Origin of the sequence: Streptomyces cynarae (assembly GCF_025642135.1) — a bacterium.
In the GTDB taxonomy this organism is placed as follows: domain Bacteria; phylum Actinomycetota; class Actinomycetes; order Streptomycetales; family Streptomycetaceae; genus Streptomyces; species Streptomyces cynarae.
In genome coordinates this window covers 803,656-818,783 of record NZ_CP106793.1, presented here as the reverse complement: position 1 = coordinate 818,783, position 15,128 = coordinate 803,656, and the positions used below count along the sequence as shown (strand labels likewise).

Below are 15,128 nucleotides of genomic sequence, written 5' to 3'. Positions count from 1 at the left end.
GTCCGTCTTTCGCGTCCGGTCCGCGTCATGCATCGCCGTGGGCCTTCTCTCACAGAGCGCCGCCACGGCGGCCAGCACCTCGGCATCGCTCACGCCGTCGAGACACGGGTGTCCCGGCACCGGGCACTGCCGGGCGCGGGTCGCCGCGCACGCCGCGCCCTGGTCACCGAGCAGCACGTGCGGGACGCCGTACGGGGCCCAGCGCTCGGCGGGCACGACCGGCGCGAACAGGGAGGCGACCGGGGTGCCCACCGCGGCCGCAAGATGCGCCGGCCCGGTGTTGCCGACCACCGCCGCCCGCGCCCCGGCCAGCACCCCCGCCAACTGCCGCAGGTCGGTGAGGCCGCCGAGGTCCAGCCCGTGCGATCCGGCCACCTTCGCGGTCAGCTCCCGCTCCCCACGGCCCCCGGTGACCACGACCCGGTAGCCCTCGGCGGCAAGGGCGGCCACGGCCCGCGCCGCCCGCTCCGGGCTCCACGCCCTGGCCGGCACCGCGGCACCGGGGTGCAGCACCACGTACGGCTCCGACCCGGTGAGGTGAGTGGTGTCCGGCGGCGTGGTGACCCGCAGCGCCCCCTCGTCGTCGGACGGCAGCGCGAAACCGGCGTCCTCCGCCAGGTCCAGCGCCGCCAGGGCCTCGTGCCGGTGCGGCAGCCGGCGGTGCCGCAGGTCGAGCAGGGCACCCGGGTAGTCCTCGCTGTCGGCGGCCGTCCAGCCGACCCCGGCCAGCTTCAGCAGCAGCGCGATCGGCAGCGGGCTCTGGTGGTACGAGACCAATACCAGGGCGCGGTCGAAGCAGCCCGCGGTCAGCGTCTGAAGGAGCCGCCGCGTCGCCGCACGGGAGACCGGCGCCGGTTCCAGCCCCACCCACGGGGCGTCGTACTCCAGCACCTCGTCCACGCCCGGCAGCAGCTTCGCCGCCTGCACCCCGCGGGGACCGCACAGCATCGCCGTGTGCGAGGAGCCGGCCGCGACGGCACGCACGGCGGGCCCGGCCAGCAGCACGTCGCCGGCGCTGTCGAGGCGTACGACCAGGGTGCGGGGAAGGCGTCGGCTGTCCGTCATCGTGCCTCCCCCGCGATCGAGGCGGCGCGCGGCCCGTGACCGGAGCCGTCCTCCGGGTCCAGCACCAGGCGCACCGCCGCCAGCAGGTCGCCGACCGTGGTCTCGGCGGCCTGGATCTCCTCCGGGAGGGTGACGGGGGTCGGCACCAGCACGCCGCGGGCGCCCGCCGCCCGGGCGGCCCCCATGTCCGCGCCGATGTCCCCGATGACGACGGCGCGCTCCACCGGGACGCCCAGCCGTGCGCAGGCGGCCACCACCAGGCCCGGCGCCGGCTTGCGGCAGCCGCAGCCGTCGCCCGGGCCGTGCGGGCACACCGCCCACACGTCGAACGGGCCGAGCAACTCCTCCACGCGCCGCCGCACCGCCTCCACCTGAGCGCGCGTCAGCAGGCCGCGGGCCACACCGGACTGGTTGCTGACCACCCCGACGGGGATGCCCCGCGCACGGACGGCGTCGACCGCCTCCCGGGCCGTCGGCATCGGCTCGACGCGCGCCGGGTCACCGTTGTAGGGCACATCGGAGACGAGCGTGCCGTCGCGGTCGAACAGCACCGCCGTCGGCAGGGTGCCCCCGCCCGCGGCGGGCCGCCCTGCGGTCCGTGGAACAGCCACGGCCCGGTCGCCGACGGCACGGCGGCCCGGGGTTACGGGGCGGCAGGGGACGTCCGCTCATGGGTGCACCCGTTCCTCGAGCGACCGGTGCCGCACCGGCGGCTGCGCCCCCGCGTCGTATGCGACGTGCGGCGGCGCTCCCCGGTGGACGATGTGACCACGCAGCCAGTGCCAGGTGGCGGCGGGCGGGATGAGCACGCTGGTGAGCGCCATGGTGGCCACCTCGTCCGGAGTTCGCGGCCCCGGCCCGATCCGTGCCAGGGCGAACTCGGCGGTACCGGCCAGCCAGCCGGCGGCACAGACCGCGCGGCGGCCCGGGGCCTGCGCAGGGCCGCGCAGGCGAGGGCCGCCACCGCCGCTCCGGTCACGGCCAGGTGACCGGGCAGCCGTCCCCGTGGTGCGCCCGCCCTGCTCCACCACCCTGGGCCGTGCAACCGGGTCATCAGCACGTCGTCCGCGTTCCCCGCCTGCAGGCGCACCGAGACCCAGCGGTCGGCCGGGCGCACCGGGTGCGTGGTGGTCCGGGACCCCGCGGTCACCGTCCATCCCGCGGCCTGCACCCGCAGCGCGAGGTCCGCGTCCTCCCGGAAGGCTCGCCGGAACCGTTCGTCGAAGCCGCCGACGGCCTCCAGGGCCGTACGCCGGTAGGCCATGTCGGCGGTGACCCACCGCGCGGTGGCGAGGCCGGCGGTATTGCGTTCCCAGTCGGTGGGCCGGCGGTCGGGCGGCAGCGGCACATCGATCCGGGCGGTGATCGCGCCCGTCGGTCCTGTCGCCTCCGCCAGGTCCAGGGCGAGGTCGTCGCCCCAGGTACGGCCGGGCACCACGTCGTCGTCGAGGAACACGATCCAGGGGATCCGCCCGGCCGCCCGCCACCCGTCGTTGCGGGCCGCGGCCGCCCCCGGGCACGGCCGCGCACCACGGTGGTGACCGGGCGCAGCGGTCCCGGGATGTCGACCGTGAGCGGTTCGCCCTCGTCTCCGGGGCGGTCGTCGACCAGGACCACCCGCACCGGCCGGGGCCCGGACGCCTCGGCCAGCGCCCGCAGGCACGCACTCAGGCTGGGCCGTCCCAGCGTGGGTATCACCACCGCGTACGCGTCGTCGGCGCAGGCGGTGGTCACCTCGTCGTCTCCGCGCTCCGCCATCACGTGCTCCTCGCGTCGGCGCCGCGGAAGAAGTCCCCGCGCCGCACCGCGTACGGGCCGATGGCGAGGAGGTCGACGGGGGAGGAGCCGAAGCACTCCAGTGCGTCGCGCGGATCGTCCACCATGGGCCGGCCCGCCGTGTTCAGGCTGGTGTTGACGACCACGGGAAGCCCGGTGAGCCGTTCGAACTCACCGAGCATGCGGGCGACCAGCGGCTCCTTGGCCGGGTCGACGGTCTGGATGCGGGCCGTGCCGTCGACGTGCACGACCGCCGGGATGCGGTCCCGCCACGCCTCGGCCACGTCGTGCACGAACAGCATGAACGGGCTGGGCAGCGGACCGTCGAAGACCTCCGAGGCGCGGTCGGCGAGGACCATCGGCGCCACCGGCCGGAACTGCTCGCGGCCCTTGACGTCGTTGAGCCGCTCCAGGTTGCCCGCGTGCCCGGGGTGGGCCAGTAGCGAGCGGTGCCCCAGCGCCCGGGGGCCGTACTCGGAACGGCCCTGGAACCAGGCCACGATCCCGTTGTCCGCGAGGGTCTCGGCGACGGTCCGGGCGATGTCCGCGGGCCGCTCGAAGGGCACCGCCGCCGTCTTCAGCCATGCCCCGAGCTCCGCGTCCGACCAGTCCCGGCCCAGATCGGCCCCCGGCATGGGCTCCGGCTCGTCCCCCTGCCCGGCGGCCAGCAGCAGCGCCCCGCCCAGAGCCGTGCCCGCGTCACCGGCCGCGGGCTGCACCCACACCCGCGAGAAGGGCCCCTCGCGGGCGATCCGCGAGTTCGCCACGCAGTTCAGCGCGACGCCCCCGGCGAGTGTGAGCACGTCGTGGTGCGTCCTGCCGTGCAGCCAGCGCACCAGGTCGAGCAGCGTCTCCTCCAGCACGGCCTGGGCGCTCGCGGCCACGTCCGCGTGGTCCTGGGTCCACGGCTCGTCCGGGCCGCGCGGCGGGCACAGCTCGTGCCAGGGCACACCGGTGGCGTGGAAGCCGCCGTCGCCCGTGGGGTACACATGGCGGCGCAGCTCGGCGAGCATGCGCGGGCGGCCGTGCGAGGCGAGCGCCATCACCTTGAACTCGTCGGAGGACCTGAGGAACCCGAGGTGTTCGGTGAGGTCCTCGTAGACCAACCCCAGGGAATGCGGCAGTTCCTGCGCGTACAGGGGCTCCAGACGGTCCCCGACCCGGCGCGCGGCCAGGTGTGAGGCGCGCTCCCCCCGGCCGTCCAGCACCAGCACGGAGGAGTCCCCGGCGTCGGGCGCGGCGAAGGCGCCGGACGCGGCGTGCGCCATGTGGTGCGGCACGAAGCGGACGATGCCGGGGTCGAGGCCCGGCAGCGCCGTCTTCAGGAAGCCGGGGGCCTCGCGGGCGTAGGTCTGCCGCAGGTGGTCCCAGGGGTCGTCCAGGCCCATGGCCTCGGCCGGCCGGGCGAGGTCCGGATCGTAGGAGTAGACGACGGCGTCGAGGTCCTGGGGGCGCAGTCCGGCGCGCCCGAGGCACCACGCGGCGGCCTTCTCCGGCAGTTCCCAGGCGGAGAACGGCACCGGCCGCTTGCCGTGCTTGCGCCGGGAGAACCGCTCCTCCTCGGCAGCGGCGACGGTCCGGCCGTCGATCACCAGGGCGGCGGCCGGGTCGTGGAACAGGGCGTTGATTCCGAGGATGCGCATGGGGTTCCGAGGCCTTTCGGCGATTCGTGAGCCGGACGGAAGCGGGTGGTGAGGGGGCGGGCGCGGGGCGCAGCGTCCGGCACGGAACCCGGACGACGGGGCACGTCCGCTGCCGCGGGGCGCGGCCGGAGGCGGGCGCGCGGGTCAGGCGCCGGCGGTGGTGCGGAACCAGTCGATGGTGCGGCTCAGCCCTTCCTCGGCGTCCACCTGCGGCTCCCAGCCGAGCTTGTCGCGGGCCAGCGTGATGTCGGGGCAGCGCACGGCCGGGTCGTCCGTCGGCCGCTCGATGAACCGGATCTCCGACGACGACCCGGCGAGCCGGACGACCAGGCGGGCGAGGTCGAGCATGGTGATCTCGGAGGGGTTGCCGATGTTCACCGGACCGCGCATGCCGTGCGCCGCCGCCGCGAGAATGCCGCGGACGGTGTCGTCGACGTAGCACAGGGACCGCGTCTGGCGTCCGTCACCGGTGACCGTCAGCGGCTCACCGGCGAGCGCCTGCCGCACGAACGTCGGAACCGCGCGGCCGTCGTGCCCGCGCATCCGCGGGCCGTAGGTGTTGAACAGGCGCACGATGCCGGTGTCGGTGCCCTTCGCCTCGGCGTGCGCGGTGGTCAGGGCCTCACCGAACCGCTTGGCCTCGTCGTACACGCTGCGCGGGCCGACCGGGTTCACATGCCCCCAGTACCGCTCGTCCTGCGGGTTCTGCTGCGGGTCCCCGTAGACCTCGGAGGTCGAGGCGAGCACGAAGCGCGCGCCCGAGCGGTGCGCCAGGTCCAGGGCGTTGCGCGTGCCCAGGCTGCCGGTGTCCATCGTGTGCAGGGGGAGGCGCAGATAGTCGGCGGGCGACGCGGGGGAGGCGAAGTGGAGTATGAGATCCGGCTTCCGGTCGACGGTCAGCCCCTCCGACACATTCCCCCTCACCAGCGTGAACCCGGGCCGGTCGAGCAAGGGCGCCACGTTCTCCGGCCGGCCGGTGCTGAAGTCGTCCACGCAGGTGACCGCGGCGCCCGCGTCCAGCAGGGCGGCGCACAGGTGGGAACCGACGAAGCCCGCGCCGCCGGTGACGACGGCGTGGTCCCAGTTCCGTGTCAAAGGGCTGGCCATTGAAGAACTCCTCCCTACGCGGCGACGGCTCGTCGGGCCCGTTTTCCGGGCGATCGGGCCGCTGACGTCGCGGAAGACCGTCGAGTACCCCGATCAGCGTCCGTCGCCGCGGCGCCGGTGGCTCGGTGGTGTAGGTCATCCGAGTGAGTGACGCAGCGTGAGGACCCACGGTGCGCACGCCACCTGACGGGCACGGCAGCTGCACCCACGGGCGCCCGTGGCGGTGCGGCAGGGCGCGGTGGGGGCACCGGACGGGACGGCGGACGTCGCCGGGTCGTTGACATGCGGCACCGGTTTCCCCACCGGCCACAGGCCAATCACCGGATCTCTCCAGCCGTCCGGGGCCGCTTCTCACACACTCGGCGCCAATGCCGCAGCTCGAATTGGGTAGCCGTACGGCCTGAGATCCCTGCGACTCCGCGCGCCGCGTGCCCCCAGTCGGCCCAACCAGGAGGCAGCACCCATGAGCACATCGTTCCCGCCGCACGCGCTGCACGACTACGCGTTGCTGGCCGACGGGGAACGCGGCGCGCTGATCGGCCCCTGCGGCGACATCGGCTGGCTGTGCTCACCCGGCTGGCACAACGACGCGGTCTTCGCCTCACTCATCGGCGGCGGCGGTGTCTACGCCGTCACGCCCAGGGCCCGCCACGTCTTCGGCGGCTACTACGAAGAGGGCACCCTCATCTGGCGCAGCCGCTGGGTCACCACCGACGGCGTCATCGAGTGCCGGGAGGCCCTGGCCTTCCCCGGTGAGCCCGGCCGCCTGGTGCTGCTGCGGCAACTGCACGCCGTCGACACGGTGGCCCACGTACAGGTCCTGCTCGAGCCGCACGGCGACTACGGCCGCTCCCCACTGGCCTCCGCCCACCGCACCGACGACGGCGTGTGGTACCTCACCTCGGGCTCCCACCGCCTGCGCTGGCAGGGCGCCCCGTTCGCCGCCGCCCGCGGTCAGGGCCTGACGGCCGAGATCGTGCTGGAGCCCGGCGAGCGCCACGACCTGGTCCTCGAGTGCTCCGCCTCACCCCTGCCCCGCACCGCGCCGCGGGCCGCCGAGGCCTGGGCCGCGACGGAACGGGCCTGGCGCGAGGCCGTACCCGCACTCGACCACACGATCGCCCCGCGCGACGCCCGCCGTGCCTACACCGTCCTGCGCGGACTGACCACCCACGGCGGCGGCATGGTCGCGGCCGCCACCACCAGCCTGCCCGAACGCGCCGAGGCGGGGCGCAACTACGACTACCGCTACGTGTGGATCCGCGACCAGAGCTACGCAGGGCAGGCCGCGGCCGCCACCGGCGCCCCCGAACTCCTCGACGGGGCCGTGCGCTTCGTCGGCGAGAGGCTGCGGGAGGACGGCCCGCGCCTGGCCCCCGCCTACACCGTGCACGGCACCCCCGTCCCCGACCAGAGAGAACTCGACCTGCCCGGTTATCCCGGCGGGTTCAGCCGAGTCGGCAACCACGTCAGGGAACAGTTCCAGCTCGACTGCTACGGCGAGGCCCTGCTGCTGTTCGCGGCGGCCGAGCGCCGGCAGCGGCTGGACGCCGACGGGTGGAAGGCCGCCGAGATCGCGGTGCGCGCCATCACCGGGCGCTGGCGGGAGCCGGACGCCGGGATCTGGGAGCTGGACTCCCAGTGGTGGACCCACAGCCGGCTGACCTGCGTCGCCGGGTTGCGCGCGCTGGCCGCCGCGGCCCCCCGCCATCCGCTCTCCGACCACTGCGCCCGGCTCGCCGGCACCCTCCTCGACACCACCGCGCAGCGCTGCCTGCACCCCGACGGCCACTGGCAGCGCACCCCGACGACCCGGAGGCCGACGCCGCCCTGCTGCTGCCGGCCGTACGCGGCGCTCTGCCCCCGGGCGACGACCGCACCCGCGCCACCCTGGCCGACTGCCGTCGCCGGCTGGCCCAGGACCACTACATCTACCGCTTCCGGCACGACGAACGCCCCCTCGGGGAGGCCGAGGGGGCGTTCCTGCTGTGCGGGTTCGTCATGGCGCTCGCCGAGCACCAGCAGGGCCGGCTGATCGACGCCCACCGCTGGTTCGAACGCAACCGTGCCGCCTGCGGGGCGTCCGGCCTGTACGCGGAGGAGTTCGACATCGCCCAGCGGCAGTTGCGGGGCAACCTCCCACAGGCGTTCGTCCACGCCCTGCTGCTGGAGACCGCCGCACGGCTGGCCGAGGACCCCGAGGCGCACGCCTGACCTCCTGTCAGGCGACCGACCTCACCTCAGCCCTCGGCCGCCTCGGCCGTCGCACTCCACCCGTACTGCAGCCAGTCCGACACCGTGACGGCCGTGAGCCCCGCGCACACCAGCCGGGTGGCCCTCGGCGCGGAGGCGTAGGAGCAGACCAGCGCCCCCGCCACCCAAGCGGACGTGCAGAACGGGCAGGAGAGCAGGTCGCCCACGGCCTGCCGCACACCGCTGCCGCGCGCCTCCTCCATCACCTCGTTGGCCGTGCTGTCGGACTCCCGCCGGGTGAACGGCGCCCGCAGAAAGCTGGTCACCTTGTCCTTGGTCAGCAGCCGGGACGCCTTGAACGTCGCCGTCCCCAGCAGGGCCACGTCCCACGGCGGCACCTGCTGCGGCAGCCGCAGCCCCCGGCGGCGCGCCACCGCGGCGAACAGCGCGGCACCCGCCGTGAACGTCGTCGCCAGGAGCGCGTAGCCCGCCAGCGGCGTGTCGCCGCTCTGGTCGTAGCGCGTGTCCTCCACCGTCATACGAATGCTCCCTCGGGGCCGGTCACCAGGTCAGCCTTCGCTTTCGGGCCGCTCTCCCGCGGGTCCCCGTCCCCGCTGGGTGCGCGGACCCCGGCTGTCGCAGCCCTCGTCCTCCTGCGGCCCCGAGTCCCCGTGGCCCCCGCCCACAAACGCCTGCCGGGGGTCGGCCTCCGCCGCCTGGACCTTCGACACCACCCGGCTCAGTCTCACCACCCCCCACACGATCACGGCGACGCCGACGGCCTCGGGCAGCAGCCACCAGCCGGTCCGGATCCGCTCGTCGAACAGGGTGATGCCGAGCAGCAGGCTCACCGTCGCATCCCCGATGGTGAGCGCCGGCTGGGACGCGGTCAGCCAGCCCGCCTGGAGCGCGTTCTCCAGCAGCAGGATGGCGCTGACACCGGTGAGCGCGAACCCGTAGGTCTGCCAGGACTGCAGGAAGGCGCCGATGCCGCCCTGCGCGAACCTGCCCGTGGCGGACTTCAGCAGCGCCGCGGTCAGGGCGTTGCCGACAGCGGAGGCCGCGGCCAGCACGGCGGCCCGGAACAGCGGCGGTCGTCCCGGGCGGGCGATGGCGACCGCGGCGGCCATGGCACCCAGGCAGGCCGCGAGGACCGGGATCCAGCGCACCATGGACGCCTGGTCCACCACCCCGGACGGAGCGGCGGAGCCGAGCACCAGGGCAAGCCCCATGACGACACCGGTGATTCCCCACCAGGCCGCGGCCGGCAGCCGCCGCCGCATCAGTGGAGCGGCGATCATCAGCGCGAACGGCAGCTCCAGCACGAACAGCGGCTGCACCAGGGCCATCGGCCCGTTGACCAGGGCGAGTGCCTGGAACAGCGCGGCGCCGACGACGCCGCCGATGCCGATCACCCAGGCCGGCCGGTGGGCCAGCTCGATCAGCAGCCGCAGGCCGCCGCCGCGCGCGACCGTGGACGCCGCCTTGCGCTGGAACGCGGTGCCGACCGCATTGCTGGCGGCACCCATGACGGCGAACAGCCCGGCGAGAAGGATCACCCCTCCAGAATGCCCCGGGGGCCCGGAGCAGGCGGCCTCGGAACACCGCGACCGGACCGACCGCAGAGCCGGTCGCCGGTCGCCCGCGACAGCCGGAGCGGGGCGACCAGGCGGGCGCGGGGGCCGACAGCCGGTGTTCCGGCGACCCCGGTGACCGCCCGATCGCGACCGCGGTCCGGTTCCTTCCTCGGCGGATGTCAGGCGCCGCGGCCGCCCCCGCCGCCTCCCGCGCCGCGGTCTCCTCCGCGTCGGCTTCCACACCGTGCTCGCCCAGCGGCCCGACCGACAGTCCCGCCTCCCGGCAGTCGTCCACGATGCCGGGCAGCGCCCCGAGCGTGGCACGCCAGCAGCCGACCGCCGCGGCATGGTCCGAGTCGTGCAGCAGAAGGGTGCCGCCACCCCGCAACTCCGCACCGGCCGTGGCGCGTACGGACGCGGGCGTGGCGTCGGCCGTCCAGTCCTTGCCCCAGGCCGTCCACAGCACCGGCCGCAGGCCGACCCGCCGGGCCGCCGCCCAGCGTCCCGACGTGAGGATCCCGTACGGCGGCCGGTACCACCGGGGCGGCGGCCCGCCGCGTCGTGGACCGTGTCCACCGTCCGGACCAGGTCCGCCGTGTCGCGGGCGGGGGACGGCAGCCAGGGCCGGTCGTGGCTCCAGCCGTGCACGGCGAGCTCATGCCCGCGCTCCGCGATCTCCCGCGCCACCGCCGGGTAGCGCACCACGTTCTCGCCCAGCACGAAGAACGTCGCCCGGACGCCGAGGTCGTCCAGCGCGTCGAGGAAGTGCGGCGTGGAGCCGGGATCGGGCCCGTCGTCGAAGGTGAGCGCGATGTGGTCGGGGCGACCCACCCCGGCGAGCCCGGGGAGGAAGCGGCGCCGCAGGCCGGGCAGCCAGGTGGCGGCGGGGCCGATGTGCACGGCCGCGACCGTCGCGACCGGCGCCAGGAGAGCCGCCGCGCGTCCGCCGGCGGAGGGACCGTGAGGACGAGTCATAGGGCAACTGCCTCCTTGTCTTCAGGAACCCGGGGCTTCGCCGGGTGCCGGGCCGTCGTGGGGACGGGGCGTCGTCGGGGCGGGACCGTCATGGAGCGGGGTCGGCGTGGATCGGGACTGGCACGGATCGAGACCGCCGTGGACCGGAATCGTCGTCACAGGCCCGGCCGGTCGCGGTCCGGTCCACCGGCCGAAGGCCTCCCCGGCGCCCGCTCCCGGGCCTCGGGACCCGGACCGTCCCGGCCGTTCGGTGCCGTGTCCCAGGCGCCGCCGGCCCACGGGGCGCCCGCCAGTCCGATACTGCCCGCACCGATGAGCGCGAAGCCGAGCACCTCGGGCAGCACCCGCACCCCGAGCGCGATCTGCTCGTCGAAAAGCGCCGATCCCAGCGCCACACTGACCATCGCGTCCCCGAGGGTCAGAGCCGGCTGCGACGCCGTCAGCGACCCGGCCCGGAACGCGCTCTGCAACAGCAAGAAGCTGACCACGCCGATCAGCGCCGTCACGTACGGCGGCCACTGCGTCAGCACGGCCCCCACGCCCTGCGGGAGCCGTCCCATGACCTCCTTCAGCAGCGCTGCCGTGGCGGCGAACGACACCGCGCTCGCAAGCCCCAGGAGCGCGGCCCGCGGCGCCCCCCGCACCGCACGGGCCGAGACGACAAGAGCCACCACGGCGCACACCACGGCCACCCCCGCCGGAAGCCAGCGCCCCGGCAGGGCCGTGGTCCGGCCGGGGAGGGCGCTGCGACGCCCAGGAACAGCGCCAGGCCGGCGGCGAGGGCGGTGAAGGCCAGCCAGGTGCGCCGACTCGGGGGAGCGCGGAAGACGAGGCCGCCGACGGCCAGGGTGAACAGCAACTCGGTGGCCAGCAGGGGCTGTACGACGGCCAGGCTGCCCACGGCCAGCGCGGCCGCCTGGAACACGGTCGACAGCGCCAGCAGCCCGGTCCCCGCCAGCCAGTACGGCCGCCGCAGTACATGACCGAGCCAGCGCACCGCCTGTCGCACCCCGCGGCCGCCCCCGGGTTCGTCCGTCGCCGCACGTCGTTGCAGCACGGAGGCCGATGCGTTGGACAGCGCCGTGAGCAGCGCGAGTACGACGGTGAGAGCGCTCACCCGCCGCTCATCCGAACGTGGCGGCGAGCCGCCGGTACAGGCAGGGCGCCGCACCACGGATCCGGGCGGGCAGCCGCAGCCAGCGGGGCACGTACACCTCGTCCCGGCCCCGGCTCACCGCGCACCAGACGGCGTCCGCCACCCGCTCGGGCGGCACCGGCCTCGGCCGGGACCTGCGGTAGGGCGCACCCCGGCGCTCGAAGAAGGGGGTGTCCACCACGCCGGGGACCACGAGGCTGACCCGCACCCCGGTGCCGCGCAGTTCGTAGCGCAGGGCGTCGGCGAAAGCCGCCAGCGCCGCCTTGGCCGCGGAGTAGACGGCTTCACCTCGCACGCCGACCGCGCCCGCCAGCGATCCGACGATCACCACACGCCCGGAGCCCGCTTGGACCATGTGGGGGACGAGCTGCCGTACCAGATGCAGAGTGGCGAGCAGATCGACGTCGATCACCTCGTCGATGGCGCGTGGGGGCATGCTGCTGAACTCGCCGGCCCAGCCGATCCCGGCGCACGCCACCAGCAGGTCGACGCGGCCCATCCGCTCGAGGGTGAACTCGGTCAGCTGCCGGCCGGCTCCGGGGCGGGTGAGATCCGCCGGGTAACCGGTCGCCGCTGCCCGTTCGGCGACCTGCGCGAGGCGGGTCGCGTCCCGCCCGTTCAGCACCAGTCGCCAGCCGCCCTCGGCGGCCAGCCGGCGCGCGACGGCGGCCCCGATGCCGGAGGACGCGCCGGTCACCAGTGCCGTGCCCGGGTGGGCCCCCCGGCCACCGGTGTGTCGGGACGCGGCGCCCGCGGCGGGCGACGGAGCGTCCTCGGAGAGGGCGGGGACTGATCGAGGAGGTGAGGGAGCATGGGACATGGCGGCGACCTCGGCTCGGCTGCGACGGCGAACACCGGACGGACGGACGGGTGGCGACGGCTTTTGGTCGGGTGCTCCTGAGCTTCGAGCACTCCTGCGCTGAGAGGGTTGAAGCGGACGAAGCGGACGGTGAGTATCCCGCTCGCCACACCCCGAAACCCGCAACAGGTGCGTGTTTGGAAAGTGCGGCCAGGGACAATCAGTACCAGTGCGTGCATTTTCCCCCGTACCTCGACGGCGAGCGACGCGAGCGGCCATGACCCCTGCCCGCCGCCCGGCGGACGAAGTAGCCCGTTCGACGGGACCGTTCACCGCCTCTGCGGCCCCAGACCCGTCCCCTGAGGGCTCCCGGCGGATCCTGATCGTGAGCGCGAGCATGGGAGCCGGGCACGACACGGTCGCCGGGGAACTCGCGAGGCGCGCACGGGAGCGCGGCCACCAGGCGGACGTCGTCGACGTCCTCGCCCTCCTGCCGTACGGCCTGGGCACGGGTCTGCGCCGCTTCTACCAGTCCTCGGTTCGGCACTTCCCGTGGGCGTACGCCTTCCTCTACCGCACGTTCCTGCGTCGGGGCCCCGGCCGCCGCCCCAGCGGCGTCCCCCTGGCCCGCCTCGCGGGCAGCCGCCTGACGGACCTCGTGGACCGTACGGGCGCGGATGTCGTCCTCCCCGTTTTCCACCTGGCGGCACAACTGACCGGCCACCTCAGGTCCCGGGGCCGGCTGCGGGTGCCGAGCGCCGTGTTCCTGATCGACTTCGCGGTGCACCGGCAGTGGCTCCATCCGGGCAACGACCGCTACTTCTGCCTCACCGACGAGGCTGCCCGTGAGGTACGCGAGGACATCGCCGTCCCCGCCGAGACGACCGGGCCGGCCGTCGCCCCCGAGTTCCTCACCCCGGGTCCGGCTGCCGCGCAGTGGTCCAGCCGCTTCGCCCGGTTCGCTCCGGGCCGGCCCCCGGTGATCCTCTCCGCGGGCGCCTGGGGAGCGGGCTCACATCTCTCCGCCACCGCCGGACTGCTGGCCGCACAGGGCTTTCTCCCGGTCGTGCTGTGCGGCCGCAACGACGTGCTCCGCGAGCGCCTCGCCGAGATCCCGGGCGTTCTCGCGCTCGGCTGGGTCGCCGACATGCCCGACCTGATGCCTGCGGCCGGCGCCCTGGTGGACAACGCCGCAGGCCAGACCGCTGTACAGGCCCTTGCCGCGGGCCTGCCGGTGGTGGGATACCGCCCCCTGCCGGGCCACGGTGAGGAAGGCGTCCACCGGATGGCCGCGCTCGGCCTGACGGAGGTGGCCGAGACGGAGTCCGAGCTGCTCGTTGCGCTCAACCGCCTCGCGACCCCCGGTCCCGACCGGGACCTCCGCGTCGCTCACGCCCGCACGCTGTTCCGCGCGGACGTCCTGACGCGGGTGATGGAGCTGTGCGACGCCTCACCCGTGTGAGGGGCCCCGGCGGGCAGCGACCGGACCGTCCGTCGTGCGCCGTGGGCCCAGACGCCCCGAAGCGTGCCGGTGTGCACGAGTCACCTGCGCCCGGCACGCTCCCCATCGGCTTGCCGTGCCGCCGTCTCACTGAGGCCCGCGGCGCGCGACACCGATGGTCAGGCCCATGGCTGCCAGGCCCAGCGCAGCCGTCACCGCACCCACCGCGACGTTGTTCGCGATGATGCCGGCCCGCGCGCTGTGCGTGGCGGTGACCACCCAGGGCGAGATGATGAGCCACACACCGAGCGGGGCAACCACCCACGCCAGGCGGAGCATGCGCTCCGGCACCAGCGTCATACAGAGCCCGATCAGGCCGACGGTGAGGCCGACGATCAGGTTGTTGACGGTGATGAAGGGCGTACCGGAAAAGTGCACGACCCAGGGCGATATCGCGGCGTAGACACCCGCCAGGAGTATCGCCCCCTCAACGGCGATGGCCGGGCCGCTGGCCGCGGTGCGCTCGAGCCGTTCCCGCATCTCCGCTACATCGGGATGCGCGCCCATTCCGGACTGCTGCGGATACGACATCGCTGTACCTCTCCAGGAGGATTGATTTTTTCCTTACATACACCAGTTCCCCCATTCAGGTGGATTTACCCAGTTTTGCGTCATTCGCGGTCGCGTCATCTCCGTACTGCGCCCTCCGCGCGGCGGCGGGCTGGGAGCGCCGGTGCGCTGCTACCCGTTCGCGGGTCGCGCAGCGGCGCGAGCAGTAGCGGCGCTCCGGACCGCTGCCCTGTGTGATGAAGACGTTCCGGCAGCCGGATGACGCGCAGATCCTGCCGGGCGGGCGTTGGTGGTCCCAGACCAGCACGGTGAGGGCCATGCAGGACGAGGCGAGGAGCCATTCGGCCCACGGGGCGTCGTCGTCATGGTCGAGGTGGGGGTGCCAGGGGGCGCCACCCCCGTGCGACGTGAGGCGGACCGGTCCGGTGTGCCGTCGCAGGAGGCCGTTGAGGGCCCCGGCCGCCTCGTCGACCCGGTCGGCGGCGAAGACCTGCCGCAGCAGCGCGGCCGCCGCCCGCATCTGGGCGACGTCCTGAGGAGTGAGGTCGATGGGGCCCGTCTCGCCGAAGTCGCGCAGTACCGCGGCGACTTCGGCGGGGTCGGTCACCTCGTCGGCGAGGACGTTGACGAGGGCGGCGGTGCGCCGCGCCGTGGTGAGGACGGAGTGGCGGGTCGACCCTGCTCCTGGCGGGGATCGGCCGTCTTCCGCTCGTCGTCTGTGTGCTGATCGCCGTGCTGACGGGTCTTCCGGGACCGGCACTGTCGGGCGGCTGGACGGCTCAACTGCCCCGAGCGGTGCCAGGCGACAACCTCTTGCGGGCCAACG

At 74.7% G+C, this 15,128-nt stretch carries 9 protein-coding genes and 5 pseudogenes; 2 read left to right on the top strand and 12 right to left on the bottom strand.

Annotation, left to right across the window (positions count from 1 at the left end; translation table 11 throughout):
- Window positions 1-42: 42 nt before the first annotated feature.
- The 5 genes and pseudogenes from N8I84_RS03935 to N8I84_RS03915 all read right to left on the bottom strand — a co-directional run.
- Window positions 43-1,065: pseudogene (locus tag N8I84_RS03935) on the bottom strand (glycosyltransferase family 9 protein); the annotation flags it as partial.
- On the bottom strand, window positions 1,062-1,676 hold the full coding sequence (locus N8I84_RS03930) for a D-glycero-alpha-D-manno-heptose-1,7-bisphosphate 7-phosphatase (RefSeq protein WP_263228164.1): 615 nt from the start codon (window positions 1,674-1,676) through the stop codon (window positions 1,062-1,064). The gene N8I84_RS03930 and the pseudogene N8I84_RS03935, both read right to left, overlap by 4 nt.
- A gap of 57 nt (window positions 1,677-1,733) precedes the next feature.
- A pseudogene (locus N8I84_RS03925) lies at window positions 1,734-2,823 on the bottom strand (glycosyltransferase family 2 protein).
- Window positions 2,823-4,484: a carbamoyltransferase family protein gene (locus tag N8I84_RS03920; protein ID WP_263228163.1), complete on the bottom strand. Its 1,662-nt coding sequence runs from the start codon at window positions 4,482-4,484 to the stop codon at window positions 2,823-2,825. The pseudogene N8I84_RS03925 and the gene N8I84_RS03920 overlap by 1 nt, the downstream one beginning before the upstream one ends.
- 144 nt (window positions 4,485-4,628) lie before the next feature.
- Window positions 4,629-5,591, bottom strand: a complete 963-nt coding sequence (locus N8I84_RS03915; protein ID WP_263228162.1) for a UDP-glucuronic acid decarboxylase family protein — start codon at window positions 5,589-5,591, stop codon at window positions 4,629-4,631.
- A 463-nt stretch (window positions 5,592-6,054) separates the two neighbouring features.
- On the opposite strand from N8I84_RS03915, the pseudogene N8I84_RS03910 reads away from it, so the two are divergent.
- A pseudogene (locus tag N8I84_RS03910) lies at window positions 6,055-7,805 on the top strand (glycoside hydrolase family 15 protein).
- 26 nt (window positions 7,806-7,831) lie between these two features.
- On the opposite strand, the gene N8I84_RS03905 reads toward N8I84_RS03910, so the two are convergent.
- The 5 genes and pseudogenes from N8I84_RS03905 to N8I84_RS03885 form a co-directional block, all read right to left on the bottom strand.
- Window positions 7,832-8,323, bottom strand: a complete 492-nt coding sequence (locus tag N8I84_RS03905) for a DUF1360 domain-containing protein (protein ID WP_263228160.1) — start codon at window positions 8,321-8,323, stop codon at window positions 7,832-7,834.
- Window positions 8,324-8,353: 30 nt separating this feature from the next.
- A complete protein-coding gene (locus N8I84_RS03900; protein ID WP_263228158.1) occupies window positions 8,354-9,343 on the bottom strand; it encodes a DMT family transporter in 990 nt (329 codons plus the stop codon).
- Window positions 9,344-9,599: 256 nt separating this feature from the next.
- Window positions 9,600-10,336 (bottom strand): annotated as a pseudogene (locus tag N8I84_RS03895) (polysaccharide deacetylase family protein); the annotation flags it as partial.
- 155 nt (window positions 10,337-10,491) lie between these two features.
- Window positions 10,492-11,453, bottom strand: a pseudogene (locus N8I84_RS03890) (DMT family transporter).
- A gap of 7 nt (window positions 11,454-11,460) precedes the next feature.
- Window positions 11,461-12,312: an SDR family NAD(P)-dependent oxidoreductase gene (locus N8I84_RS03885; protein ID WP_263228156.1), complete on the bottom strand. Its 852-nt coding sequence runs from the start codon at window positions 12,310-12,312 to the stop codon at window positions 11,461-11,463.
- A gap of 376 nt (window positions 12,313-12,688) precedes the next feature.
- On the opposite strand from N8I84_RS03885, the gene N8I84_RS03880 reads away from it, so the two are divergent.
- A complete protein-coding gene (locus tag N8I84_RS03880; protein WP_263234653.1) occupies window positions 12,689-13,753 on the top strand; it encodes an MGDG synthase family glycosyltransferase in 1,065 nt (354 codons plus the stop codon).
- 126 nt (window positions 13,754-13,879) lie between these two features.
- Here the strand turns inward: N8I84_RS03880 and N8I84_RS03875 are convergent, their stop codons facing one another.
- Window positions 13,880-14,323, bottom strand: coding sequence for an SPW repeat protein (locus tag N8I84_RS03875; protein ID WP_263228154.1), 444 nt, complete (start codon window positions 14,321-14,323; stop codon window positions 13,880-13,882).
- Window positions 14,324-14,378: 55 nt separating this feature from the next.
- On the bottom strand, window positions 14,379-15,062 hold the full coding sequence (locus N8I84_RS03870) for a CGNR zinc finger domain-containing protein (RefSeq protein WP_390898840.1): 684 nt from the start codon (window positions 15,060-15,062) through the stop codon (window positions 14,379-14,381).
- Window positions 15,063-15,128 lie beyond the last annotated feature (66 nt).